Origin of the sequence: Endozoicomonas sp. 4G (assembly GCF_023822025.1) — a bacterium.
GTDB lineage: Bacteria > Pseudomonadota > Gammaproteobacteria > Pseudomonadales > Endozoicomonadaceae > Endozoicomonas_A.
Genome location: NZ_CP082909.1, coordinates 2,215,517 through 2,242,140 on the forward strand (window position 1 = coordinate 2,215,517; position 26,624 = coordinate 2,242,140).

19 protein-coding genes are annotated in these 26,624 nt (G+C 51.1%); 8 read left to right on the forward strand and 11 right to left on the reverse strand.

Features of this window, described 5'->3' with window-relative positions; all coding sequences use genetic code 11:
* Window positions 1-3: 3 nt before the first annotated feature.
* The 7 genes from K7B67_RS08585 (at window position 4) to K7B67_RS08615 (ending at window position 8,280) form a co-directional block, all read left to right on the forward strand.
* A complete protein-coding gene (locus K7B67_RS08585) occupies window positions 4-930 on the forward strand; it encodes a hypothetical protein (protein ID WP_252179935.1) in 927 nt (308 codons plus the stop codon).
* A 4-nt stretch (window positions 931-934) separates the two neighbouring features.
* Entirely contained in the window at window positions 935-1,846 is a 912-nt protein-coding gene (locus K7B67_RS08590) for an alpha/beta fold hydrolase (RefSeq protein WP_252179936.1), read from the forward strand.
* Window positions 1,847-1,920: 74 nt separating this feature from the next.
* Entirely contained in the window at window positions 1,921-2,973 is a 1,053-nt protein-coding gene (locus K7B67_RS08595; RefSeq protein ID WP_252179937.1) for an aminotransferase class III-fold pyridoxal phosphate-dependent enzyme, read from the forward strand.
* A gap of 57 nt (window positions 2,974-3,030) precedes the next feature.
* Window positions 3,031-4,152, forward strand: coding sequence for a transposase (locus K7B67_RS08600; RefSeq protein ID WP_252179938.1), 1,122 nt, complete (start codon window positions 3,031-3,033; stop codon window positions 4,150-4,152).
* A 119-nt stretch (window positions 4,153-4,271) separates the two neighbouring features.
* On the forward strand, window positions 4,272-5,840 hold the full coding sequence (locus K7B67_RS08605) for a hypothetical protein (protein WP_252179939.1): 1,569 nt from the start codon (window positions 4,272-4,274) through the stop codon (window positions 5,838-5,840).
* Complete coding sequence (locus tag K7B67_RS08610) at window positions 5,837-6,913, forward strand: DUF2156 domain-containing protein (RefSeq protein WP_252179940.1); 1,077 nt, start codon at window positions 5,837-5,839, stop codon at window positions 6,911-6,913. Before K7B67_RS08605 ends, K7B67_RS08610 begins: the two co-directional genes overlap by 4 nt.
* A 29-nt stretch (window positions 6,914-6,942) precedes the next feature.
* On the forward strand, window positions 6,943-8,280 hold the full coding sequence (locus tag K7B67_RS08615; RefSeq protein WP_252179941.1) for a cytochrome P450: 1,338 nt from the start codon (window positions 6,943-6,945) through the stop codon (window positions 8,278-8,280).
* A gap of 17 nt (window positions 8,281-8,297) precedes the next feature.
* Here the strand turns inward: K7B67_RS08615 and K7B67_RS08620 are convergent, their stop codons facing one another.
* The 4 genes from K7B67_RS08620 to mfd form a co-directional block, all read right to left on the reverse strand.
* Window positions 8,298-8,735 (reverse strand): MAPEG family protein, encoded by a 438-nt coding sequence (locus tag K7B67_RS08620; RefSeq protein WP_252179942.1) that lies wholly within the window; start codon window positions 8,733-8,735, stop codon window positions 8,298-8,300.
* Window positions 8,736-9,329: 594 nt separating this feature from the next.
* Window positions 9,330-9,581 (reverse strand): hypothetical protein, encoded by a 252-nt coding sequence (locus K7B67_RS08625; protein ID WP_252179943.1) that lies wholly within the window; start codon window positions 9,579-9,581, stop codon window positions 9,330-9,332.
* 149 nt (window positions 9,582-9,730) lie between these two features.
* Window positions 9,731-10,717, reverse strand: a complete 987-nt coding sequence (locus K7B67_RS08630; protein ID WP_252179944.1) for a CsiV family protein — start codon at window positions 10,715-10,717, stop codon at window positions 9,731-9,733.
* The gene (gene mfd / locus K7B67_RS08635; RefSeq protein ID WP_252179945.1) at window positions 10,714-14,172 is read right to left on the reverse strand and encodes a transcription-repair coupling factor; all 3,459 of its coding nucleotides are present in this window, start codon (window positions 14,170-14,172) and stop codon (window positions 10,714-10,716) included. Before mfd ends, K7B67_RS08630 begins: the two co-directional genes overlap by 4 nt.
* A 235-nt stretch (window positions 14,173-14,407) precedes the next feature.
* Here mfd and K7B67_RS08640 point away from each other — a divergent pair, with 235 nt between their 5' ends.
* The gene (locus tag K7B67_RS08640; protein ID WP_256484810.1) at window positions 14,408-15,844 is read left to right on the forward strand and encodes a glyceraldehyde-3-phosphate dehydrogenase; all 1,437 of its coding nucleotides are present in this window, start codon (window positions 14,408-14,410) and stop codon (window positions 15,842-15,844) included.
* A gap of 58 nt (window positions 15,845-15,902) precedes the next feature.
* Here the strand turns inward: K7B67_RS08640 and K7B67_RS08645 are convergent, their stop codons facing one another.
* From K7B67_RS08645 to K7B67_RS08675, 7 genes are all read right to left on the reverse strand, one after another.
* On the reverse strand, window positions 15,903-17,447 hold the full coding sequence (locus K7B67_RS08645; protein WP_252179946.1) for a SpoVR family protein: 1,545 nt from the start codon (window positions 17,445-17,447) through the stop codon (window positions 15,903-15,905).
* Between the two features lie 2 nt (window positions 17,448-17,449).
* Window positions 17,450-18,721 carry a YeaH/YhbH family protein gene (locus K7B67_RS08650; RefSeq protein ID WP_252179947.1) on the reverse strand — a complete coding sequence of 424 codons (1,272 nt, stop codon included), beginning with the start codon at window positions 18,719-18,721 and terminating at the stop codon, window positions 17,450-17,452.
* A 3-nt stretch (window positions 18,722-18,724) separates the two neighbouring features.
* On the reverse strand, window positions 18,725-20,647 hold the full coding sequence (locus tag K7B67_RS08655; protein ID WP_252179948.1) for a PrkA family serine protein kinase: 1,923 nt from the start codon (window positions 20,645-20,647) through the stop codon (window positions 18,725-18,727).
* Window positions 20,648-20,765: 118 nt separating this feature from the next.
* Complete coding sequence (locus K7B67_RS08660) at window positions 20,766-22,373, reverse strand: ABC transporter ATP-binding protein (RefSeq protein WP_252179949.1); 1,608 nt, start codon at window positions 22,371-22,373, stop codon at window positions 20,766-20,768.
* A 3-nt stretch (window positions 22,374-22,376) separates the two neighbouring features.
* A complete protein-coding gene (locus K7B67_RS08665) occupies window positions 22,377-23,429 on the reverse strand; it encodes an ABC transporter permease (protein ID WP_252179950.1) in 1,053 nt (350 codons plus the stop codon).
* Window position 23,430: 1 nt separating this feature from the next.
* Window positions 23,431-24,519 (reverse strand): microcin C ABC transporter permease YejB, encoded by a 1,089-nt coding sequence (locus K7B67_RS08670; protein ID WP_252180553.1) that lies wholly within the window; start codon window positions 24,517-24,519, stop codon window positions 23,431-23,433.
* Window positions 24,516-26,354: an extracellular solute-binding protein gene (locus K7B67_RS08675; RefSeq protein ID WP_252179951.1), complete on the reverse strand. Its 1,839-nt coding sequence runs from the start codon at window positions 26,352-26,354 to the stop codon at window positions 24,516-24,518. Before K7B67_RS08675 ends, K7B67_RS08670 begins: the two co-directional genes overlap by 4 nt.
* Window positions 26,355-26,624: the final 270 nt, after the last annotated feature.

Consider the following 26,624-nt stretch of genomic DNA (forward strand, 5'->3'; position numbering starts at 1 on the left):
GGTATGTCGGATCTAATCGAGACGGGCGGAACAGTTCAAATGTCGCCGGGGGAGTGGACAATCAATAACTGGCTGAAGAAGGTCGGTCAGGGCTCGCTGGCCGGGCTGGAGCATGGCCGCAGTGCAGGCTATGTTCCGCCCTCCTGTCTTCTGGAAGACACCCCTCTGCGTTCCGCGCTGCTGAAGGAATACTCATTCAAGGCCCTGAGCGAAAAGCAGGCGACCATAAGTATCTGTCAGCTGGTCAGGCTGATTACCCGCCATGAGGATTTCGAGTACTGGATGACCCAGATTTTCGATGAAGCGCGTCATACTGCCGCGTTTCGTCATCATTTGGTCACACTTGGCATTGCAGAATCGGACACAGTGGATCGGCTGATCGAAGAGGTCAACCACTCGGTCTGGCGGGAGATTATTACACCATTACAAGCATTCTGGGAGCACTATGTGGATAACACCGGGATGGAAAGCGGTTATGCCTGTGGCGTTGCCATTGTCAGTATTGTGCTGGAAGGGATTCTGGCGCCGTCGGCGGAGCTGGGCGAGCGCAAGTGGCGGCCTTTCGACCAAGGGACGGCCCAAGTGCAGCATTTTGCCAATGTCGACGAAATCAGGCACCTGGCGGTGTGTGCCGATATCGTTCGCCGGGAGATCCATGCCAGTGACCGTGTGCGTAAAGATGTGACCGAGTGCGTGCAAGAAGGATTGCGGCTGTGGGAACGATTGCCTGTGGGCGAGATGATGATGGGGCGGGAACTGGATTACCAGGCGGGTATGGAGCGGTTCGCCGAGCTGGCCCGGGACTATTACCTGGATGCCAACCTGCCGCTGTTGAAGTCTTCACCGGAACAGCGCATCGAGCTTGCCACAAAATGGAGCCATGAATTACAGTACGCTCGTATGGCCGATATCGGTCTGATCCTGGACTAAGTCTATGATCACTGAACAACCACAACAGATGACCGGCACATTACAGCAAGAACAGGCAGGGAGAACGGTACGGCAGCGGGATTGCACCTTGTCCTGTCCGGACGGCGTCAACCTGTCGGCCACCCTGTTCAGTCCGGCAACCCCCCCCCGGGGCATGCTGATTCTGGCGGCGGCCGTGGCGGTTCCTCGCAGGTTCTACCGCCATTTTGCCAGTTATTTTGCCAGCCGGGGGTATCAGGTGCTTACTTTTGATTATCGTGGCTGCGGCAGTGCTCCCCAGCCGGAATCCCCCCGACTGGCGGAGTGGGGAACTCTGGATATCAATATGGCTATCAATTATGCCCTGACTCTGCCTGGTAAAGAGAGGGTGTTCCTGGTGGGGCACAGTATTGGCGGACAGCTGGTTGGTCTGGCATCACAGGCAGACCGGCTAAAGGGAATAGTGATGGTCGCGGCCTCCTTCCCTTATCTAAAACGATGGTTCTATCCCCGGCGGCTGATGTTGCAGCTGCTGTTCAATGTGTTGGTGCCCGTTATCGGGGCCGTCAGTCCCGTGTTTCCAGGTAAACGTCTTGGGCTGGGCAGTATCGATCTGCCGTCCAGCCTCATCAGGGACTGGGCCGAATGGATTCGCCGGGACGATTATCTGCTTGATGAAAAATTCGGTTTCTCACCGGAAAGGTATCGCAGGCTGGCCTGCCCCATGCGGGTTTACGGTTTTGATGATGACGTCCTGGTGCCAAGGGCATCAATTAACAAACTGCTGGCCGCTTACGGCTCGCAGGATGTGGATGAACATTTTATTGCAGTCCGCCAGCAGGGGTTAAAACCCGTTGGTCATACGGGGTTCTTCAGGGTGACTCATCAAAATACGTTTTGGAAACAGACCCTGGACTGGTTGAATGCGATCCCGTAATTGTACGGAGCTCTTCGCGTAGTTTCACCACCAATATTGAGAATTCAAAAATCAAGCGTGGAGCACCATGACCCATGAGTCATATAAACGACTATCGGGCGCATATCCTGGGTCTGCTGGGGATGAACCCGGATATTGTTTCGGCCAAAGGCAACACCCTGACCACCCGTGAGGGTTGGTCGTTCCGGGATTGTCTGTCCCAATACGGGGCATTGCCGTTCGGTCATAATCCCAGTTTTGCTGTCAAGGCCCTCACGGATCATATGGAGAGCCGATCCCCCGTTTTCAGCCAGCCCGTCCTGCAGGACAATTCCGAACAGTTTGCCCAAGAGTTGATAGAAGCGCTGGGCCGAAAATACCGGAAGTGCGTGTTTACCAACAGTGGAGCCGAAACCGTGGAAGCGGCGGTCAAGCTGGCGCGCATGAAAACACGGCGTCGCCATATTCTTTCAGTCACCAACTCGTTCCATGGCAAAACCTCATCGGCTCTGGCCTGTACCGGTTCAACCCGTTATACCTCCCCGAGTCTGGATGATAACCGCCATGCCCATATTCCCCTCAACGATGGGAAGGTGCTTGAACAGACGCTGAACAGCGGCAAGTACGCCGCCTTTATTGTAGAACCGGTGCAGGGAGAGGGCGGGATGCACCGGGCCGATACCGAGTGGTTACTGCTGGCACAGCGGCTATGTCGCCGGAACAACACTCTGCTGGTGTTTGACGAAATCCAGACCGGGCTTGGCCGAACCGGGGAGATCACGGTGTCTTCCGGTATCGGCGTGATTCCCGATATCCTGCTGCTGGCCAAAGCACTGGGTGCTGGAATGGTACCGTCCGGAGCTATGCTTTACACGACCAGGGCCAACTGTCGCGAATTTGAACGCAAGCACAGCTCGACCTTTGCCAACAACGGCTTGGCGGCCAGCGTCGGGCGGGCCATGCTGAAGCGGCTGTATAAACCGGAAAAAGGCGAGCACGATGCTGGCGGGAACAAGGGCGGCACCTTGGAATATGTCAAACAACTGTCGTCCTTAACCGATGCTCTGTGTTATAGATTGCAGAGGCGTTACCAATTCCCGCGTAAAGCATCGCCCAATCGGGCGGTGATACAAGCGGTCAGTCCGTAGGACTGATAATAAACATCAAGGTTTACGAAAGGCAATGCTTTCTGTAAAATATTTCGCATGAAGACTAAGCGAGCCTACAAAGAACGATTCTACCCAACACCTGGGCAAACTCAGCTACTTGCTCAGTCGTTTGGTTGTGCTCGATTTGTTTATAACAATACGCTTCGTTTTCGCACTGATGCCTACTACAAAGACGGGAAATCCATATCCCACTCTGAGGTAGAAAAAAGGCTTGTCTCGCTCAAGACAGAGTTTCCATTTCTGGCTGATGTATCCAGCGTGATTCTTCAACAAAAGCTTAGAGATCAGCAAGAGGCTTTCAAGAAATTTTGTAATGGAAAAGCCAAATACCCTAAATTCAAGAAAAGACACTCAAGACAAAGTATCCGGCTAACAAAGGCCGCTTTCAGATACAAAGATGGTCAGCTTTTCATTGCCAAAAGCAAAGATCCGCTGAATATCCGGTGGAGCCGACCACTGGCTTCTGAGCCTTCCAGTATTACCATCAGCAAGGATCGGGCAGGCCGGTACTTTGTGTCCATGCTGTGTGAGTTTGAAGCTAAACCAATGCCTATTAGTAACAAAACAGTAGGCATTGATTTAGGTTTGAATGATCTGTTCATCACTTCAGAGGGTGAAAAATCCGGTAACCCAAGGCACACCAAACGCTACGAGATAAAGCTCGCCTATCTTCAGCGTCAGATGTCAAAAAAGCAAAAAGGCAGTAGCAACAGAGCCAAAGCAAAGCTCAAGGTTGCACGACTTCATGCCAAGATTGCCGATTGCCGGATGGATGCCACCCACCAGGCATCACGCAAACTCATTAACGAGAACCAAGTTGTTTGCGTAGAGTCTCTGAACGTGAAAGGTATGATCAAAAATCCAAAGCTGGCCAAGCATATAGCCGATGCAAACTGGGGAGAGTTTGTCCGACAGTTGAAATACAAGGCTGAATGGGCAGGCAGAGATCTGGTTAAGATTGACCGATTCTTTCCAAGCTCTAAACGCTGTTCCGGTTGCGGATTTGTCCATGAAAGTCTGCCGTTGTCTATTCGTGAATGGGAATGCCCGGAATGCAAAACCCATCACGACCGGGACATTAACGCAGCAAAGAATATCAAAACCGCTGGACTGGCGGGGTTAGCCTGTGGAGCGACTGGAACGGGGATAGAGGCTTAAAGCCCCTATCTAGGGAAGGCGTGTTGAAGCAGGAAGGTTCTTGGAGCGATCTAAGAACCCTCGCCCGATAGGGCGGGGAGTGTCAGCCCCAACATTTTTCCTGGCGCGGGTGCGGATTGATGCGTTCGTTCCGTTTTGTAGACAAACAGGTGCGCAATAACTATCTGCTGAACTATATGCACAACGGCGGCACTCTGGCGTGGATATTGTGCAGTTACCTGTTCAAACGACACCGGTGGTATATGGTGCCCTTGATGTCGGATCCTTGCTCCATCCGTTTTGAACCGTCCCTGAATACTCCGGAGCGGGATATTTATGATCTCTTTGAGGCGCTGGAAGAGGTTTGCCGGTTATTGCGGCAAGGGCGGTACGATCTGCTGCTGGCCCATTTGATAGATGTGGATCGTGTTAGTCTACCCGCTCTCGAACAAACCTATCCGGTCTCTGAGGACAAACCTTATTCCCCTGAGTTTTTAGTCGATAGCAGCAAGACCGAGGGTAAAACTTTCGCCTTTCTGATCCATACCACCTCCGTTGCCGATGTTATCCGCAGTTTTCCCAAAGCCATAACCTGCAATTATTCCCGGGAACAAAAGGAAGCTTTGGCTCACAAGGTGATGGAATTTGGCAGGATCGACTTCTCGCCGGCCGTCGCCCTGCGCTTTGCCGTTAGCAGCAACCACTCTTATGCCAACGGCATTATGATTTACAGCCCGATCAGCCCGCAGGATATGTTGAAACTGCCACCGGCGGAAAAACACAATCTTTTACAGAGTTGGCTGGATGTAGCACGCGAGGAAAATGTTGAAGTGGTGGGGCTAGGAGCTTATTCGTCGGTGATCAGCCGGGGCGGCGAGTCTATTCTTGAGCAGGCTCGCGACCTCACCCTGACCACGGGCAACAGCCTGACCGCCATATCCTGTAGTGAAATGGTGCTGGATATGGCGGATCATAACCTGCTGGGTAAACGGTTAGCAGTGATCGGGGCCAGGGGAGCGGTGGGAAAACTGGTGGTGTCGGAGCTGGCCCACTACGCCGATACCATTGAGCTGATCGGTCGGCCGGGTAGTGAAGAAGCTGTGCATAAGGAAATTGTTAACCATCTTTGTCGTTTATCCCTGGAGGGCGAGTACCCGGCCCTGGCCGGTTCCCTTATCAACCGGATTCGTTCCGTGGCCGGTCGCCTGCACATAACAAAAGGTGCCTGCGAGAAGGATGTGGAAGCTCTGGCTAGAAAGGCGGCCGCCAACTTGCCCGGCCTGTCGGCAACCGGCCAACGGCACGCACTTGCTTGCTCCGATTATGTGATTGCCGCCACAAGTGAGGGCAAACCGTTCCTGCGCAGCGACTGCCTCAAACCCGGAGCCGTAGCTGTTGATGTGGCCCGGCCGTTCGACTTTATTATGTCCGACCATTCCCAGGCCCTGGTTGTGGAAGGGGGGCTGGTTCATCAGCCTAATCCCCATGTTTATGGCGACAACAATATGACTGGTAGTAAACCCGGCGTAAACTTGGCCTGCTTGTCGGAAACCATCGTACTGGCCCTGGGCCGAGCATCGGGCCACTATAGCATCGGCAAATCACTCGACCACGGTCAAGCTAAGGCTATTCGCCAACAGGCCGGAGCGCATGATTTTCATCCGATGTTATGGAAGAAGTCCGAGCAAAAAATCGAGGTGGGTGAATGACGGATGTTGTCGAGGCTTTATCGGAAAACGGACAGGGTCGTCAGGTCGAAGATAGCCGGGAACGGGAGTGCTGCCGGGACAGGGATCACTGGATCTCAAGCTATGGTAAGCACCCGTTGTCGCCCTTATTGTATAATCGGGATATCAGGTTGTTTTTTCCCGAAGAGCCGGAGCAAGGCTGCCTGGGTTATTTTGTGCACCAAAAGATCCGTTTTGTTATCGGTGGATTGTTGTGCGCCCCGGAGCGCAAACCGGCTCTGCTGGATGCGTGGCTGACCAGGGTGAAACGGCAGGGGAAGATAACAGTGTTTCTGCACGCCGACCCGGAAGATTATCGCCTGCTCGCCGAGCGGGGTTATTACATTAACCGGATCGGCTCGAGTTACAGCATCGACCTGCGGAAGTACTCGCTGGCCGGCAAACGTTTCCAGCAGCTGCGCAACAAGGTCAATAAGAGCCGTAAAGCCGGTGTGACCGTACGCCTGATTGATAATCGGGACGATTTTTTCGCGATTCTGCCCGAGATGAAACGGATAAACAGCGAGTGGTTGGCGGATAAAAAAACCAAGTTGCTCAAACATCTGGTCACGGGTTTCAGCGGTATCCGGATTCCGTCATCCCGTTACCGCCTGCTGGTTGCGGAACGGGAGGGGCAATTACTGGGTTACATTGTTTACAGCCGGGTGTTATCCGCCCAAAGCGGGTGGTTTCACGATCTGTCCAGGAAGAGAACGGATACCCCGAACGGAGTGATGCAGGCTATCAACGTGGAAGCCATGGAGATTATAAGGAGGAGTGAAGAAGAGAATGCGGACTGGTTGCACTTCGGTTTTACCCCTCTGGCCGATATTCCTGATCCCGATTCTGTATCAAAAGAGCTGCAATCACCAGTGTTCGCCTCCGTGGTCGGAATCTTGGCCCGCCATGGCGGTGTCGTGTATCCGGCCCGTACCCAGCGACAGTACAAGATGGGCTGGCGACCGCAGCAAATCGAGCCGGAATATTTTGCCTTCCCCAAAGGGAAGGCCATGAAATCTCTCTGGGGTTTGTTGAGAGCGACTAATAGTCTGTGAAAAACAATTATAAAAAAGGATTGAGACCGATGCTGTCGACAGTGAGAGACTACATAGCCTGGCTATACTGGCCGCGCCGTTTTTTTTCCATGCGGGGTAAACAATCATGGCTGAAAGTTCCGGGGTGGGAAACCCTGGCTTTTATCGATCAACCCGGTGAACTGGAGGCGGTACGCAAGCAAACCGGCGACATGTTTCTGGGAGGTCAGGGCAATACCTTTCTGGGTATGGTGCTGGGTTCACAAAGCGTGTTCCTGCTGGATCATGACCGCCACAAAATGGCCCGCCGTATTCTGGCTCCTCCTCTATCCCATACCCTTAGCCGACAGTTCCAGCCGGTGATTGATGACATTATTGCCGAGGAACTGCCGAAACTGAGTGTAAACCGGAATATTAACATCGGTACCTGGTCTCGCTACCTGACCATGCGCATCCTCGGGAAAATGGTACTGGGCCTGGAACGGAAGGAGGATATCGACCGTCTGTTTCGCAAGTTTGAAGCGACCACCGGGCTACTGGCCAATATTGTTAGTTACTGCAGCTATTTCTGGGAGGATAGGCGGCTGACTCCCGGCGGTTATGCCGCATACCTCGTCAGGCAGATCGACAGGGAAATATATTCTGTTATCCACCCAGCTAGGGAATCTTACCGTGACAACCCTGAAGCCGACCTGCCACCGGTTCTGCTGGCTCTGATCCGGGGACAGAAGGAGTACCAGTACGATGACGGTTTTATTCGGGACAATCTCGTATCCCTGCTGGCAGCCGGCTACGACACCACCGGATGCGCCTTAAGCTGGTCGTTGTTCTGGGCGGGAAAGGAGACGGGTATCTTCGCCCGTTTCTGCCGCGCCTGGCGAAAAGGAGACGAAAAACCTCTTAAGGCCTTTCGGGACGAGGTGCTGCGCTACTGCCCGCCGGTGGAAATTCTGCCCCGGCGAATTGATCCGGAAAAGGTGTCCGAAGCGCGTAGTGTTATTCCTTCGGTTAGCGAAGCTTTCAACCAGGCCGGTGAGCAGGGCCCCATGGTCTGCCCCTTTGTACACCGGGCTCATCATAATCCCGATATTTACCAAAATCCTGATCGCTTTGATCCGCAGCGATTCCTTCAGCATTCCCATCGGGTTCAGGAGTATTTTCCCTTTGGTACGGGCCGGAGGATCTGTGTCGGAATGCATTACGGAAAACTGATTATGGATCGGGTGCTGGGCACGTTGGCTGATCGGAATATGGCCATGAAAATCCGGAAACGACGGTTTCAACCCGTCCGGCGGAATGTCTCCATATGGCCGGCGTTTTTCCTTTACGGGCGGGCATGGAAAGATAAGGAAAGGAAGCAAGGGGAATGTCAGTCACCCGCCGGGTAAGCGGGTGTGGGAGATGTTTATGATCCGCCGCCAAAAGCCGCACGGGCTGCTTGCCATGTCAGCAGCATCAGTGGGATATTGGACATAATAAACACCAGAAACCGCAGCTCAATCTTATTGCCCAGGGCTTGAACCAGGCTATGCACAACTCTTAGTCCGACATAAACCCATGCGGCCATAACCGTGACATCGGTCGGCTCGCCGATAACCGCCAGTGAAATGGCTACGGCGTAAAACACCGTAGGTTGTTCCATCAAATGGTTATAGTTGTCGGCCTTCCAACGTACTCTGGCCGGCAACAGCGACATCTGCACGCCGGACGGCGTGTCCGGATCCATCTTCATTTTCATTGTGGCAATGGCAGGGAGCCGAGTCAGGTACATCCATAACCACATTACCAAAGACCATATAACCAGAGCGATAATAGGCTGAATCAGCAGAGTGTGGGCTTCCATATCGTTTCCTATACTCCTTAGTTTTTTTATTTTTCGATAGTATACCGGGTCTGAAGTCCTTATTGTTAGTACCAAGAAAAACACCATATAGATCGAGTTTATCCGGGATTTTGAGGACAGTTTCCTGGTTTACCCTTGTGACTTAAGGCTTGGGCTATGCTTTTTCAATTGGTGTGCTGCATCGGTGTATACACCAATTGAAAATAGCCTGCAGCATTTGAGCGACATAAGCAACAGCCTTTATGATATACATTTAGTAGCTAACACTAAAGCACCACTGGTCTTGTGTTAACAATGAACAGCTGAAAATGAGGTATGAGTTCCACTGGACTGGAACGAAAAGTTGCTATAAGCAGCAAGCCCTTGATATTGCTGGATTGTCCAGATAGGGCATACTCATAATTTACGTCAAGCGACGCGCTGAAAACTGTAAGAATAGAGTTTAATTTTCCATTTCTGGACACTTTTTCGAGTAGGTCTACTCACCCAATATCCCAACATTGACTGAACTACAAAAAGAAGGCATGAAATCACGGATGAAATGATGAGTCACCTCTCACCGTACCGTGACCATCACACCAATCTTCTGGGGGATTACCGGCTGGATCTGAACCAAAAGGCACGACCGTTAGAATTTGATATTTTTCCTAAGAAAAACAATGTGGTTACGTGATTTTTATGAAGATTTGTCACGGTTACGGGCCACGTACCCTCTTCTTCTGGTTCTGGTAGTGCACCCCGGACGGGTAAAAGAGGTAAAAAAACAGTTTCGATCTGTGATATGCCCGGTTCGGAAAAGGCAATGGCAACGGGCAGGATCAAAATTATCGGGTTTTTGAATAGCAAGGCTTGGCTTCCCAGTTATTGAAATGCTTATTGGGAAATCAGGTTAGTCAAAATCTGGAAAAGTGGTGGAAAAGTGGCACCCAAACTCTGTTCATCCTGAGCGGAGCCGAAGGGCGCTCAGGATGCACGGTCGAAGGGTGGACTCCGAATCAACCGTCTTTCTGATCGACGATCCCGGGCAGAGTTCCCAGCTCCGGTTTTTCTTCCTGATCAGTCGTTATTTCAGGTAGAGGAGGCTGGTCAGGTCTTTGGTAAGGCGTGAGTTTGAAGAGCACGCCAATGACTGGGCTGTCCAGATACTGAATCTCCTCATTGTTGGTGATTTTGCGACTTTCCTGCAATTGAAAATTACGGGTAATTTTCATGGACTGCCCATCCGGAGTTGTGACCAGTGGCAGTGCTTCATTGACCTCAGGTTTCTGTTGCGGCTCTGGTAGCGACTCTGGTAGCGACTCTGGAAGTGACTGTAAATCACCCCTGTTTTTTGCCAGTGCTTCCCAGGCCAACTCACTGTACCAGAGATTAACGTCCACATGCAGAAAACGACTGGAACTGACCGCAACGGTGCCTTTCAGCATACTGGGCGTTTCACTTTGTGTGTTGTAAGTTTGAATGCTGACGGGCAAGGTGCTTTCACCTTCCTTGACCGGCATCAGCCAGGCTTTTTGCGCCAGAATCCGGTAGCTGCCATTTTTGGACAGGTTGCTGCTTTCTTTCTGCAGCAAATGGGATGGGTAGGGTAGCGACACAAAGGCGTCCCGCTCCAGATCAACCACAGGTTTCTTTTCAGGCCGATTCAGAAAACTACCAAGGTCAGAAGAAGTCTCGTCCGCCCCGGGTTTATAGGACTTCAGTTTGATCACGTTAGCGGGTTGAGGATGTGCAGTGACCTCAGGCCATTTCTCACTGCCATTCATGCTCTGTTCGTTCAGAAATACAATCATATCGGCCTGATACCACTGGGTCTGGGTTTTCTGAGCATCTGTACTGGCCATGGATGTCATGGCGATTGTGCTCAAAAGCAGGCTGGCGGTCACCTTCTGAATCATGCCAAAAGTGGCGTTGTGATTAACACTCGTTTTCAATCCTGTACCTCGTTGACCTTCAGTCTGGTTGGCTCTGGGTTTCTCACTCATGCCGCCAACCGATCCAGTAATCGTTCCAGAAGCTTGAATCGTGCTTCAGCTTGTTCCATGGCGCCACTGTACTTCAAGACACTGCTGCCTTCCAGTCGGTATAGATGTGGCTCTGACTGAATCAGCTGAATGATGGCCATGGGGTCAATATCCGGCTGACTGTTGAATTCGATTCGGGCACTGCCAGCACCGGCATCAATTTTAATAATGCCCATCTTTTCAGCTCTTAGTCTGAGGCGGGTCTGTCGGAACAGGTTTTTGGCCTGTTCCGGCAGCAGGCCAAAGCGGTCAATCAGTTCAACCTGGAGATTTTTCAGACCTTCGTCGTTTTTTGCTGCAGCAATGCGTTTATAGAGAATCAGTCGATTGTGGACATCATGGATATAGTCTTCTGGCAGCAGGGCAGGGAGGCGCAGGTTGACATCGCTGCCCTGTTGCAGAGGTTTGTCCAGATCCGGCGTTTCACCGTTACGGATGGCTGCCACCGCTTTTTCCAGCATTTCGGTGTAGAGCGTAAAGCCAACATTCTGAATTTGCCCACTCTGTTCTTCACCCAGCAATTCACCCGCACCGCGAATTTCCAGGTCATTGGATGCCAGCATAAAGCCCGCTCCCAGATCCTGGGCTTCGGCAATGGCTTCCAGCCTTTTCAGGGCGTCTTTGGTCATGGATTTCTGCGGAGGTGTCAGCAGGTAAGCGTAGGCTTGATGGTGAGATCGGCCCACCCGTCCTCGCAACTGGTGCAGTTGTGCCAGACCAAATTTGTCCGAGCGGTGGATGATAATGGTGTTGGCATTGGGTATATCAATACCTGTCTCAATAATGGTGGTACAGACCAGGATATTATGTCGCTTGTGATAAAAGTCAGACATCACCTGTTCCAGCTCTCTTTCACGCATTTGTCCGTGGCCCACGGCAATACGTGCCTCAGGAATAAGTTCCTGTAGATCCGAGGCCGCCTTCTCGATACTGGAAACTTCATTGTGCAGGTAATAGACCTGACCTCCCCGTAACAACTCACGGAGAATGGCTTCTTTGACCAGCAATGTGTCACTTTGTCGGACAAAGGTTTTGACTGACAGGCGTCGTGCCGGTGGCGTTGCGATAATCGAGAGATCGCGAATACCGGACATAGCCATATTGAGTGTGCGTGGAATCGGGGTAGCCGTCAGGGTCAGAATATCGACTTCTGAACGCATGGATTTCAACATTTCCTTGTGCCTGACCCCGAAACGGTGTTCTTCATCAATAATCAACAGACCGAGATTCTTGAATTTGAAATCACTCTGAATCAGTTTGTGGGTGCCAATAATAATATCCAGCCTGCCATCCGAGGCTTTCTCCTTGAGTCCCTGAATCTGTTTAGCCGACTTGAAGCGTGAGGCTACGTCGATTTCAACGGGCCAATCAGCAAAACGGTCACGAAAGCTTTCATAATGTTGTTGCGCCAGCAGGGTGGTTGGCACCAGGATCGCTACCTGCCTGCCACCGTGAACCGCCAGAAAGGCGGCTCTCATGGCCACCTCTGTTTTACCAAAACCGACGTCTCCACAAACCAGGCGATCCATGGGTTTGCCTTCAGACATGTCTTTTATGACGTTGATAATGGCCTGCTGCTGGTCTGGGGTCTCCTCAAATGGGAAGCCTGCAGAGAAGGCGTGATAGTGCTGATCCGGCGCTGCAAAGGCAAAGCCCTTTCTGGCTTCCCGTCGGGCGTAGATATCCAACAGCTCTGCTGCGGCATCCCTGGCTTTTTCAGCCGCCTTGCGACGAGCTTTGCTCCATTGTTCACTGCCCAGACGGTGCAGGGGAGCATGCTCATCATCGGTGCCGGTGTAACGGGCAATCAGGTGCAGAGAGGCTACAGGAATGTAGAGCTTGGCTTCGCTGGCGTATTCCAGAGTCAGGAATTCGGTCTCCTGACCATCAACGGACAGAGTATCAAGACCACGATACCGTCCGACACCATGATCAATATGAACCACAGGAGCACCTGCTCTCAACTCAGTCAGGTTGCGAATGGTTTGATCCGTGTCGGGTTCTGTTTCCCCTTTTCGCCGACGACGCTGCATGACTCTCTGGCCCAGCAGCAGCGATTCTGGAATCAGGGCAATATTGAGATCTTTGAGCAGGAATCCTGATGCCAGCGAACCCACCGTAATCCCAAGCGTTTCTTTTCTGCTCAGGAAGGTGGCCCAGCTGTTGAAATGAGTGGGTTTAATGTCGGACTCAGCCAGCACTTCCAGCAGCACTTCCCGGCGGCCCGCACTTTCAGCCACCAGAAGCACCCTCGGTCCTGATTGAATCAGGTCTTCCAGCGGCTGCAAAGGATGATCGGCACGGATATTCAGTGTCAGCTCAGGCAGTGGCTGGTCATCAAGGTTGAAGCTGTCAGGGGCGTCAACGCGTTCTGCTGACAGGACAACACGAGGGTACTTTTTCAGGGCCCGGTTGATTTCTTCTGAAGGCATCAAAACCTTTGCCGGAGCCAGCAGCGGACGGTTAGGGTCGACTTTCCGGTTCTCATAGCGTTCCGTCAGGTCCTGCCAGAACTGTTCAATGGCTTCCTGAACCCCTTGGTATTGAATGATGGTAGTTTCAGGGGAAAGATGATCAAACAGGGTGGCCGTCTGCTCAAAAAACAGCGGTAAATAGTATTCAATACCTGGGCTGGCCAGTCCCTGACCAATATCCTGATAGACCGGACAGTCACGATGATCAACATCAAACACTTCCCGGAAACGGCTTCGGAACTGATCCCTGGCGGCTTTATCCATGGGGAATTCATGGCCCGGCAGCAGTTCTATGTAATCCACCTGGTTAATGGAGCGTTGGCTTTCCGGATCAAACTCTCGCAGGGTATCGATTTCATCATCAAACAGATCAATCCGGTAGGGCGTGTCGGAGCCCATGGGGAAGATATCCATGAGCGAGCCCCGGATAGCAAATTCACCATGCTCATAGACAGTTTCAACACAACGATAACCCGCCTGCTCCAGTTGTTGCCTTTTATGGGCAATAACAAAGGTTTCACCCCGTTTCAGAACCAGACAGTTGGACTCCAGGTAATCCCGGGGGCACAGTCGGTGCAGCAGGGTGGACACCGAGATAATCAGGACGGTCTTTTCGCAACGGGGAAGACGGTAAAGGGTTTTCAGTCGCTGGGAAATAATGTCCTGATGGGGAGAAAAGGCATCGTAGGGCAGTATCTCCCAGTCAGGAAAATGCATGGTACGGGTGGACTGATCCCCTTCCAGAAAGAACCTCAGCTCCTCTTCAAGGGCGTTGGCCTGAGCCGAGTCCGGGGTAATGACCAGCAGCGGGCGACAGGTTGACCGGGCGGCACTGGCTATGGCGTATGAGTTTGTTGTTTGGCTTAGCTGACCCCAGAAGGTTTTATGTCCCGGAGTCTCTGGAAGCTGAAAAGAAGATGAGTTCAAATTGGTCTGCGACATGAAGGGTGACTTATTTTGAATACGCTAGTCCGGCAATTCTAGCTGTTCATAGCGGCAGATACCATGCAATAGCGCCCTTGCAGCTTTCTTTATTGGAAATAACGACTGAGCGTCGTGTTAAAGTTTGTTGTACTTTGTTGCTAACTGGGGCTGAACTCTGGATAATAGCCCCGGAGCCGAAGGGCATAGCAACTCATAGCAACTTTAAGCAGATAAAAAACACAGGATTGGAACCGTGGGAAAAGACCATTTTCAGGACTGGAGAGAACGTGAAGCCTTAGCCGAATCCATGATTCCATTGATCGGCCGCTTGTATCGTGAAAACAACGTTGTGACCTCAATCTATGGTCGTTCAATTATCAATCGTTCGGTGATTGATATTCTCAAATCTCACAAGTATGTCCGCCAGGTAGAAGGTTCTGCCCTGTGTGTACGTCAGACATTTCCCGTGATTGAATTGCTCAGCAAACTGAACCTGGCTCCGGGCCGCATTGATATTGGCAAACTGGCATCGGGCTATGAGCAGAGTGAAGGTCATCAGACTCTGGAAGAGTATGTGCGCAGCCAGGTTTCAGAGCTGGTGGATGGTAAGAATGGCCATGGCCATGATGATAAAGATGTCGTCCTCTATGGCTTTGGCCGGATCGGTCGCCTGATGACCCGTATTCTTGTTGAGCGGGCAGGGGGTTCTGGCCTGAACCTGAGAGCGGTGGTGGTGCGTAAAGGCAAAGCGAACAACGATCTGCAAAAGCGTGCCAGTTTACTCAGACGTGATTCCGTCCATGGGTCTTTCAATGGCACTATCAGCGTCGATGAAGAGAATAATATTATCTATGCCAACGGTGTCGCGATCCGGTTTATTTACGCCAATGCTCCGGATTCCATCGATTACACTCATTACGGCATTAACAATGCCATTGTCGTCGATAACACCGGTGTCTGGCGTGACCAGGAGGGGCTGAGTCAGCATCTTCAGTCCAAAGGGGTTAGCAGAGTGCTACTGACAGCACCCGGCAAGGGCGATCTTAAAAATGTTGTGTTTGGTGTTAACCATGACATCATCAACGATGAAGACCAGATCATCTCTGCCGCCTCCTGCACGACCAATGCTATTACGCCAGTACTGAAAGCAGTTTGTGACAAATTTGGTGTTGAGAATGGTCATGTGGAAACCGTTCACTCCTACACCAACGACCAGAACCTGATTGACAACTACCATAGTGGTTCCCGTCGTGGTCGCAGTGCCGCCCTGAATATGGTGATCACCGAAACCGGAGCGGCCAGGGCTGTTGCCAAGGCACTGCCGCAGTTGCAGGGCAAGTTGACCGGTAATGCCATCCGGGTTCCCACACCCAATGTGTCCATGGCGATTCTGAACCTGAACCTGTCTAAGGACACCACTGTTGAAGAGCTGAACAGCTATCTCCGTGACAGGGCGCTGTACTCAGACCTGAAGAAGCAGATTGATTACGTAAACTCTTTTGAAGTGGTATCCAGTGACTTCGTCGGTAACCGCAATGCCGGTATCATAGACAGCCGGGCCACCATTGTTGATGGCAATCGTTGTGTTCTTTACGTCTGGTACGATAACGAGTTTGGTTATAGCTGCCAGGTTAACCGTATCTTGCAACACATGACCGGGAATCATCACAGGACTTTGCCGGTTCAATAGCACCCAAACTCCGCTCAGGGTGAACGGAGACCTCGACCGTGCATCCTGAACGAAGATGCTAGCAAGCTTCTGAATTACAGAAACTGTGCTGTACTTCGCCGCTAGCATCGACAGAATTCAACCGTACATCAAACCCCCATAACAAATGCAGATGCTTGAGAATTTCCATGGCCGTATCCCCATGGAGGTTTTGACCCATGTGCATGGAATGAATGAGCGTCAGGGACCTGTCGCCTTTCACATCGACATTATAAATCTGGATATCAGGCTCCAGGCTGCCCAGATTATATTGATTGGAGAGCGACTCCCTGAGCGCTTTGTAACCGGAATCATCGTGTATGGCACTGACTTCGAGAAAGGCTTGCCGGTGGTCGTCATCAATGCAAAACAGCCGCATATCCCGCATCACCTTAGGAGAAAGGAACTGGAGGATAAAGCTTTCATCCTTGTATTGGGTCATGGCGTGGTGAAGGGTTTTCAGCCAGTCGCTGCCTGCCAGGTCAGGAAACCAGAACCGGTCTTCTGGCGTAGGTTGCTCGCATATACGACGAATATCACGGTAAATATTAAAGCCTAACGTGTAAGGATTAATGCCCTGGTAACGTGGATCATCAAAATCCGGCTGAAATACGACATTGCTATGGGAATGCAGAAACTCGAGCACATAACCTTCGTTGATCAAACCTTCCCGATAGAGTTCATGCATTAGCGTAAAATGCCAGAAGCTGGCCCAGCCTTCGTTCATGACCTGTGTTTGCCGCTGAGGGTAAAAATACTGGGCTATTTTCCGAACAATTCGAATCACTTCCCGTTGCCAGGTCTTGAGCAGCGGCGCATTTTTTTCAATAAAGTAGAGGATGTTTTCTTCCGGTTCCCGGGGAAAACGTTTTCTCTTTTTGTCCGGGTCTTCCTTTCTGGTGGGGACGGTACGCCAAAGGTCGTTAATGTTTCTCTGGATATATTCGGCTCGCTCCCGTGCCTGATTTTTCTCCATTTCGGCAGAAATAACAGACGGGCGCATATAACGATTGACTCCCTGGTTCATCAGGGCATGACAGGCATCCAGCACTTCTTCAACGGCCTCCACACCGTACTTCTCTTCGCACTGATTGATGTAGTTTCTGGCAAACAGCAGATAGTCGACAATGGAGTCAGCATTGGTCCATTGGCGAAACAGATAGTTGCCTTTGAAAAAAGAGTTATGACCATAACAGGCATGAGCAATCACCAGTGCCTGCATCGCCATGGTATTTTCCTCCATCAGATAGGCAATGCAGGGGTTGGAATTGATGACAATTTCATAGGCGAGCCCCATTCGGCCACGCCGGTAGTTTTGAAAGTTGGTCAGAAATTTTTTGCCAAAACTCCAGTGCTGGTACATCAGGGGCATCCCTACCGAGGCGTAGGCGTCAATCATCTGTTCTGTGTTAATGACTTCAATCTGGTTCGGATAAGTGTCCAGCTCAAACTTTTCTGCCAGTCGGCCAATAGCCCTGTCATAAGCGTCAAGTAACTCAAAGGTCCATTCGGAGCCGGTTGAGAGGTACTGGGTTGAAGGGTACTGGGTTGAAGGGTACTGGGTTGAAAGGTACTGGCGAGTCATGGTTATGCCACTTTCTTTTCGAACAGACGACGGAAGACCGGGTAGATATCACTCTGGTCATGGATCTGCTGCTGGGCAAACTGGTCACTGAAGTTTTTTTCAATCTCTTTGTAGGTACGCCACAGGTGCTGATGTCGCTGGGCTATTTCTACGTAAGCAAAGTATTGAACCAGAGGCAGAATCTTCTGGGTGATAGTGTCGTGACAGAGCAGGTTATCGCTGTCCCAGTTGTCGCCATCCGAGGCCTGGGCTACATAAATATTCCATTTTTCCGGTGGGTAACGATCATCAATAATCTGCTGTGCCAGCATCAGTGCTGAAGAGACAATGGTGCCTCCCGTTTCCCTGGCGTAGAAAAAGTCGTGTTCGTTACATTCTTTGGCTTCAGTGTGATGCCGGATAAAAACCACCTCAGTGGCTTCATAATTTCGTTTCAGGAACAGGTAAAGCAACAGGAAGAAGCGTTTAGCGATATCCTTGATTTCGCGGGTCATGGAGCCAGACACATCCATAATACAGATCATAACGGCTTTGCACGAAGGCTGAGGCACCCTGACCAGGTTGTTAAAACGCAGGTCAAAGTCATCAATAAACGGCAGTCGGCGTAGTTTTTTATTCAATTCGTTAATCTGGCGGCGTAGCTCCTCTTCCTTCTCACTATCATGTTGACCCGGTTGTACCTCCAGCTCCCGGAGTTGACGCTTCAACTCCCTGATCAACTTGCGCTCTTTACCAAAAAGGGCAATTCTTCGAGCGTGGGCTGCCCGGAGTGAGCGAACCACATTCAACCGGTCCGGTGAGCCACAGGTTGTGAATCCGGCTCGTTTGAGCGCGTATTCGGTGGTATCCATCAGGTTTTTTTTGATCAGGTTGGGCAGCTCAAGATCTTCAAAGAGATATTGGAGAAACTCATCCCGGTTAATCTGGAAGACAAAGTCGTCGGTACCGGTCCCCTGATGACCGGCCTCACCTTCACCTGAGCCACGACCCTGGCCGCCGTCGGGACGATTGAACCGATCACCGGAGTGAAACTCCTTGTTGCCCGGATGAACACGCTGTCGACGGCCAGTCTCGCCATGGTGAAAAACGGGTTCTGAGACATCCTTTCTGGGAATGGAGATATCCGAACCACGCTCCATATCGGTAATTGAACGACGGTTGATCTGTTCCTGAACCGATTTTTGGATGGTGTTTTTATACCGTCGTAGAAAGCGTTGCCGGTTAACCGTACTTTTTTTGCCGCTGTTCAGGCGTCGATCAATGATGATACTCATAGATTATTGCGACTTTCTGACCCGGATGTACCATTCAGACAGCAGTCTGACCTGCTTTTCGGTGTAGCCATGCTGTATCATACGGTCGACAAAGTCGGCATGTTTCTTCTGATCGTCATGGGAAGCCTTGGCATTGAATGAAATGACAGGCAGCAGGTCTTCGGTGTTGGAGAACATTTTCTTCTCAATCACCACTCTCATTTTCTCGTAACTCAGCCAGCTGGGATTCTTGCCCTGCAGGTCAGCCCTGGCCCTGAGCACAAAGTTCACCACCTCATTACGGAAATCTTTCGGGTTGGCTATGCCCGCTGGCTTTTCAATTTTTTCCAGATCCTCATTCAGTGCCGAACGGTCTAGAATCTGTCCGGTATCAGGGTCCCGGTACTCCTGGTCCTGAATCCAGAAATCGGCGTAGGTGATGTAGCGATCAAAAATGTTCTGGCCGTATTCTGAATAGGACTCCAGGTAGGCAGTCTGAATTTCTTTACCCAGGAACTCAACGTATCTTGGCGTCAGATATTCTTTGATAAAGCCGATGTATCGCTCTTCCATCGAATTAGGGAACTGTTGTTGTTCAATCTGCTGTTCAAGAACATACAACAGATGAACCGGATTGGCGGCTATTTCAGTGGGGTCAAAATTAAAGACCTTTGAGAGAATCTTGAAGGCAAAGCGGGTCGATAAGCCTTCCATCCCCTCATCAACGCCAGCGGCATCCTTGTATTCCTGGAGCGACTTGGCGTTAGGGTCGGTGTCTTTGAGATTCTCGCCGTCATAAACCCGCATTTTGGAGTAAACAGAAGAGTTCTCAGGGTCAGCGATTCGGGACAGGACGCTGAACTGGGCCAGCATTCGTAATGTGTCCGGGGCGCAGGGAGCCTTATTGAGAGAACTGTGTTCAAGCAGTTTTTCATAAATTCTGATCTCTTCACTGGTGCGGGTGCAATAGGGCACCTTGATAATATTGACGCGATCAATAAAGGCTTCATTGGTTTTATTATTTCTGAACGCCTGCCACTCCGATTCGTTGGAGTGGGCGAGAATAACGCCTTCATAGGGAATAGAGCCAAGGCCTTCGGTACTGTTGTAATTACCTTCCTGGGTAGCGGTCAGCAAAGGGTGAAGCACCTTGATGGGGGCCTTGAACATTTCGACGAATTCCATAACGCCCTGGTTGGCTCTACAGAGTGCCCCTGAGAAGCTGTAGGCATCGGGATCATCCTGGGAATATTCTTCCAGTTGTCGTATATCCACTTTACCGACCAGACTGGAGATGTCCTGATTGTTTTCATCGCCGGGTTCGGTTTTGGCAACGGCAATCTGCTTCAGTCGGTTGGGGTGAAGTTTGATGACCCTGAATTGGGAAATATCACCCTTGTACTCCTCCAGTCGTTTAACGGCCCAGGGGGACATAATGTACCGGAGACAACGGCCAGGTATGCCGTACTCCTGCGCCAGCAGTGCTCCGTCCTGCTCAGGGTTGAACAGGCCCAGGGGGGATTCAAAGACCGGTGAGCCCTTGATGGCGTAGAAGGGGACTTTTTCAATCAGTTCCTTCAGTTTTTCTGCCAGAGAGGATTTACCGCCGCCCACTGGACCCAGCAGATAGAGAATCTGTTTTTTCTCTTCCAGTCCCTGGGCCGCGTATTGAAAGTAAGAAACAATCTGCTCAATGGCTTCTTCCATACCATAAAACTCATTAAACGCCGGATATCGTTTAATCAACTTGTTGGAAAATATTCTGCTGAGTCTCGGGTCTCTGGAAGTATCGATAATCTCCGGCTCGCCAATCGCCTCAAGAATCCGTTCGGCAGCACTGGCATAGGTTTTGGGTTCTTGCTTGCACAGCGTCAGGAAATCCTGAAGGCTGATCTCTTCTTCCTGAATAGAGTCATATCGTTGCTGGTAATGTTCAAACAGGGACATGCTGCTCACTCCGACGGGATTCTTTTGCCGTTGAAGTGAAGATAGTTGAAAAGCCGGTGGTGGTAACAATTAATTGGAACTATCAATTGGAACTATCAACTGGAACTATCAATTGGAACTACCGGTGACTTTCGAAAGCCGCTTTAAGTAACTTGCGGGTGTATCCTGTCTGAGGCTGGAGAAAGATCTGGTCGGTTGCACCCTGCTCAACAATCTCGCCGTCTTTCATCACCAGAATCCGGTGGCTCATGGCTTTTACTACCGCAAGGTCATGGCTGATAAAGATGTAGCTGAGATTGTATTTTTCCTGGAGGTTCCTTAGCAGTTCAATAACTTGCGACTGGACGGTTCTGTCCAGGGCAGAGGTGGGCTCATCAAGAATAATCAGCTTTGGTTTCAAAACCAGAGCCCTGGCTATGGCAATACGCTGTCTCTGTCCGCCGGAAAATTCATGGGGATAACGGTGTCGCCATTGAGGGTCGAGGCCGACTTCGGTCATGACTTTTATAATGAGGTCGTCCCGTTCACCGCTGGTGGCCAGCTGGTGGATATCCAGTCCTTCACCAATAATGTCGGCTATGGTCATTCTTGGGCTGAGACTGCCGTAGGGATCCTGAAAAACAACCTGCATCTGTCGTCGGTATGGACGACACTGTTTCTGGTTCAGGGAGTGCAGGGGATTGCTTTCAAAGTAGATCTGGCCCTGACTCTCCTGCAACTTCAGCAGGGCCATGCCCAGGGTGGTTTTCCCGGAACCGGATTCACCAACAATCCCCAGCGTTTCCCCTTTTGCTACTGAGATAGAAAGATCGGTGACGGCTTTTATATGATCAACCGTCCTGCGAAAGAATCCGGCCTTGACCGGGAACCAGACCCGGACGTCCCGTCCTTCAATCACTTTATGTTGCTCATCAGAAACGGGAACTGGTGCCCCTGAGGGCTCAGCATTGAGCAGCTCTATCGTGTAGGGATGTTCTGGCTGATTAAAAACCGCCTGGGTGGCACCGGTTTCAACCAGCTCTCCGTCTTTCATAACGCAGATTCGATGGGATACATGATGGATCAGGTTGAGGTCATGACTGATAAACAAAATAGCCATGCCCAGTTTCTGCTGTAATTCCGCCAGCAGCGACAGAATTTGTCTTTGTACCGTCACATCCAGAGCGGTGGTGGGCTCATCAGCAATCAGGATCTTCGGTTCGCAGGCCAGAGCCATGGCAATCATCGCTCTTTGACGCTGGCCGCCGGACAGTTCGTGGGGATAGGCTGAAAGCTTTTTGGCGGGCTCCTGAATGCCCACCAGTTCAAGCAATTCCAAAGTGCGCTGGCTGGCCTGTTGCGGACGCATCCCCAGGTGCAGGCTGAGAACCTCGCAGATTTGCTTTTCTATCGTATGCAAAGGATTAAGGGCGGTCATGGGTTCCTGGAAAATCATACCGATCTGGTTACCACGAACGCCTCTGATCTCTTTTTCTGACAGGGCCAACAGGTTTTTGCCGTCAAACAGTATCTCACCCTGGTGCTGAGCGTTATCAGGGAGCAGTTGCAGTATGCTCAGGGCAGAAAGGGATTTACCCGAGCCGGACTCGCCCACCAGGCCCAGTGTCTCACCCGGAAACAGTTCAAAACTGACGTTTTTGACCGCATCTTTGACCGCATCGTTGCCGACACCGCTCTGATGGAAGCGGACTTTCAGGTCTTTGATTTCGAGCAGGGGAGTTGTCATTGTTTAGTGACCTGTAACGTATTTGCGTGGATCCAGGGCATCACGGGTAGCTTCCCCGATAAACACCAGCAGGGTCAGCATCACTGACATTACCAGAAAGGCGGTAATGCCCAGCCAGGGTGCCTGAAGATTGTTTTTACCCTGGGCGATCAGTTCCCCCAGTGATGGCGAACCCGCTGGCAGGCCAAAGCCCAGGAAGTCCAGTGAAGTCAGGGTGGTAATGGCACCGGTGAGAATAAAGGGCATAAACGTGACCGTGGCAATCATGGCGTTTGGCAGAATATGACGGAACATTAATCGGCCATCGCTCATCCCCAGCGCCCTGGCGGCACGGACGTATTCAAGGTTGCGACCTCGCAGAAATTCGGCACGGACCACATCCACCAGTGCCATCCATGAAAACAGCAGCATAATTCCCAGCAGCCACCAGAAGCCGGGCTCGACAAAGCTGGAAAGAATGATCAATAGATAGAGGCTGGGCATACCTGACCAGATTTCAATAAACCGTTGTCCTATAAGATCGATTCGTCCGCCATAAAATCCCTGCATGGCACCTGCGGCGACACCTATCAGGGAGCTGAACAGTGTCAGGATAAGGCCAAAAAGCACGGATATCCTGAAACCGTAAATGACTCTGGCCAGTACATCTCTGCCCTGGTCGTCGGTGCCCAGCAGATTTTCTGAGGAAGGCGGTGCCGGAGCGATACGGGCATAATTGATGGTGTCGTAGCTGAAATGAATCGGTGGCCAGAGCATCCAGCCATGGGGCTCAATCAACTCTTTTGCGTAGTCCTGGCGGTAATCCGTTTCCAGCTCAAACTCGCCACCAAAGGTGGTTTCAGGGTAGGTGTGGAAGATGGGGGTATAGAGTTCGCTTTCATAATAAACCAGCAGGGGTTTGTCGTTGGCGATAAACTCGGCAAATAACGTGGTGAAAAAAATAAAGCCGAAAATCCAGAGCGCGTAATAGCCCCGTCGGTTACTTTTGAAATTTTTCCAGCGTCGTTGGTTGAGTGGGCTCATCGAAGACGGTTTCAGGGTTTGAGGCGCTGCCATATTAATCCCTCGCCTCAAAATCAATTCTCGGGTCAACCAGCATGTAGGTCAGATCGCCCAATAGTTTTACCACCATACCAATCAGCGTAAAGATAAAGAGCGATCCGAAGACCACCGGGTAATCGCGGTTGATGGCGGCTTCGTAGCCGAGCAGGCCAAGGCCGTCCAGTGAAAAAATAATTTCAATCAGCAGGGAGCTGGTGAACAGTATGCCAATCAGGGCCGCAGGAAAACCGGAGATCACCAGCAGCATGGCGTTTCTGAAAACATGCCCGTACAGCACTTGATGGTTATCCAGACCCTTGGCCCGGGCTGTCTGCACGTACTGGCGATGAATCTCGTCGAGAAATGAGTTCTTGGTCAGCATCGTCAGTGTGGCAAAACCACCAATCACAATACAAAAAACCGGGAGTACCATGTGCCAGGCGTAATCCGCCAGTTTTCCCAGCAAACTGAGCTGGTCAAAATGTTCTGACGTTAATCCACGTAACGGAAAAAAGTTCCAGTAACTGCCGCCGGCAAACAGAACAATCAGCAGGATGGCCAGCAGAAAACTGGGAATGGCGTAGCCCGTGGTAATCACCGCGCTGGTCCAGACATCGAACGGGCTGCCGTGTTTCAATGCTTTTCGAATCCCCATGGGAATGGAGATCAGATAGATCAGCAGGGTGCTCCATAAACCCAGCGAGATGGAGACCGGTAATTTCTCCTTGATAAGGTCAATGACCTTGGCATCCCTGAAAAAGGAATCACCAAATTCAAATTGGGCATAGTTGACCACCATCTGGATAAACCGTTCGTAGGCCGGTTTGTCGAAGCCGTACAGTTTTTCGATGTCTTTGATCAGCTCCGGGTCCAGTCCCCGCCGTCCCCGGTACTCACCGGATTCATCGACACTGACCTGCTGAATCTCAGCACCGCTGGAACCGCCGATACGGCTGATGGCATTGATTTCAAACCCTTCCAGTTTGGCAATCATCTGTTCAACAGGCCCACCCGGTGCCGCCTGGATAATGACAAAGTTCAGCAGCAGAATACCGAACAGTGTCGGAATCATTAATGCCAGTCGGCGCAGGATATAGCTTTTCATGGTGCCATCCACCAGGTGTCCAGATCAAACTGGTAAAGAGGTTCCTGATCAGGATCGCTGAGAGGGTGTTTAAGGGGTTGCCAATAGGCCACCCGCCTACTGTCGAGGTACCATTGAGGAATCATGTATTCGTTCCAGAGCAGAACCCGGTCCAGTGCTTTGACGGCAGCCACCAGATTTTCTCTGGATTCAGCATTAATCACTTCCTTGATCAGGCCATCAACCACCGGATTTTTAATTCCCGCCAGATTACGACTGCCTGGCAGATCAGCAGATTCACTGCTCCAGAAGTCCTTTTGCTCGTTGCCGGGGGAGCTGGATTGGGGAATGCGACTGACCACCATATCAAAGTCGAAACTTCTGAGCCGGTTTATATATTGCGAAACATCGACGATACGCAGAGTGGCTTTGATACCCATGGCCTCAAGGTTTTTCTTCATAGGCAGGGCCACTTTCTCCATGCTTGAATCGTGTAACAGAATTTCAAATTCGAAGGGCTTGCCATTTTTCCTGAGCGTGCCGTTTTCCAGTTTCCAGCCTGCCTGTTTCATAAGGGTCAAAGCCTGGCTCAGCTGACTACGGATTCTGCCGCTGCCGTCGGTGACTGGCAGTTGATGGGGTTCGGTGAATAACTCAGCAGGCAGTTGCTCCCGCCAGGGCTCAAGGTAGGCCAGCTCTTTACCCTCGGGAATGCCCGTCGCTTCCATATCAGAGTTAGCAAAATAACTCTCTGTCCGGGCGTAACTGTTATAGAACAGGTTCTTGTTGAGCCATTGGAAGTCCAGGGCGTAATTCAGCGCTTTTCGAACGTTGATGTCTTTGAAAATATCTCGGCGCAGGTTAAAGACGAAGCCCTGCATTCCCTGAGGGGCTTTGGTGGCAATGGATTCCTTGATCAGCTGGCCTTTTTGAACCGCCGGGGTGTTATAAGCGGTGGCCCAGTTTCTGGCAATATTTTCAAAGTGGAGATCGTATTCACCGGCTTTCAGTGCCTGCATTGCTACGTTGGAATCCCGGTAATAGTCATAACGGCGCACATCAAAGTTATAGCGACCTTTGTTAACTGGCAGGTCTTTACCCCAGTAGTCATCCACTCTTTTGTAGGCAATACTGCGACCCGGTTCGGCTGAATGGATTTTGTAGGGGCCACTGCCCAGAGGGTGGGTCAGGTTGGCTTGTTCAAAGTGATTCGAGTCTTGTTCCCAGAAGTGCTTTGGCAGGACGGGAAGCTGGGTAATGATCAAAGGCAGTTCCGGGTTGCGGTTGTGTTTGAAAACAAAGCGGACACTGCGCTTGGACAGGGCTTCTGCCTTGGCAATATCGCCATAATAAGCCCGGTAAAGGGGTGAGCCTTTGTCCCTGAGTAACTCAAAGCTGTAAACCACGTCTTCAGCGGTGATCGGCTGTCCGTCGTGAAACCGGGCTTTTGCATTTAGATGAAAAGTGATGCCACTGTTATCAATGGCAGGCTCTGCATATTCAGCCACCAGTGCGTACATGGTGAAAGGTTCATCGGCGCTGCTGGTCATCAGCGTATCGTAAATCAAACTTAAACCCTCAGCCGGAGTGCCTTTTTCGATGAAAGGGTTGAGGCTGTCAAAAGTCCCCATGCTGGCCATTCGCAAGGTTCCACCCTTGGGAGCATCGGGATTCACATAATCAAAATGCTTGAAATCCTTTGGGTATTTGCTGTCGCCGTACAGGGAAAGGGAAGGGGATTTATTGATGGCGTCTTCTGCCTTTACCGGTACGGTTATCATCGACAGGGAAAGGAAGAGCGTCGCAACAGGGAGGACTCTGACTATCGTTGATCTCAACGATTTTTTTATCATCATTGTTTGGTTCATAGCTGGCCTGGATTGCATTGTTATAACTATCGCCTCGAAACTATAGTCGGCTCTCTGACTACAGGCACTAATTCCTTCGTGTTATTTGAATGCCTGACGCCATTTTAAACACCTGTCAAACCTCTCAGGCAAGGTCTGATGGGTGGCAAAAAAATAATTAATATCTTAGATGACAGTAAAAATTGATCTGAAGCAATTAAAAATACCTATGGGGCTGTAGAATGAGCTCAGACAAATCAGGGAACCTAAGAGTTCCTG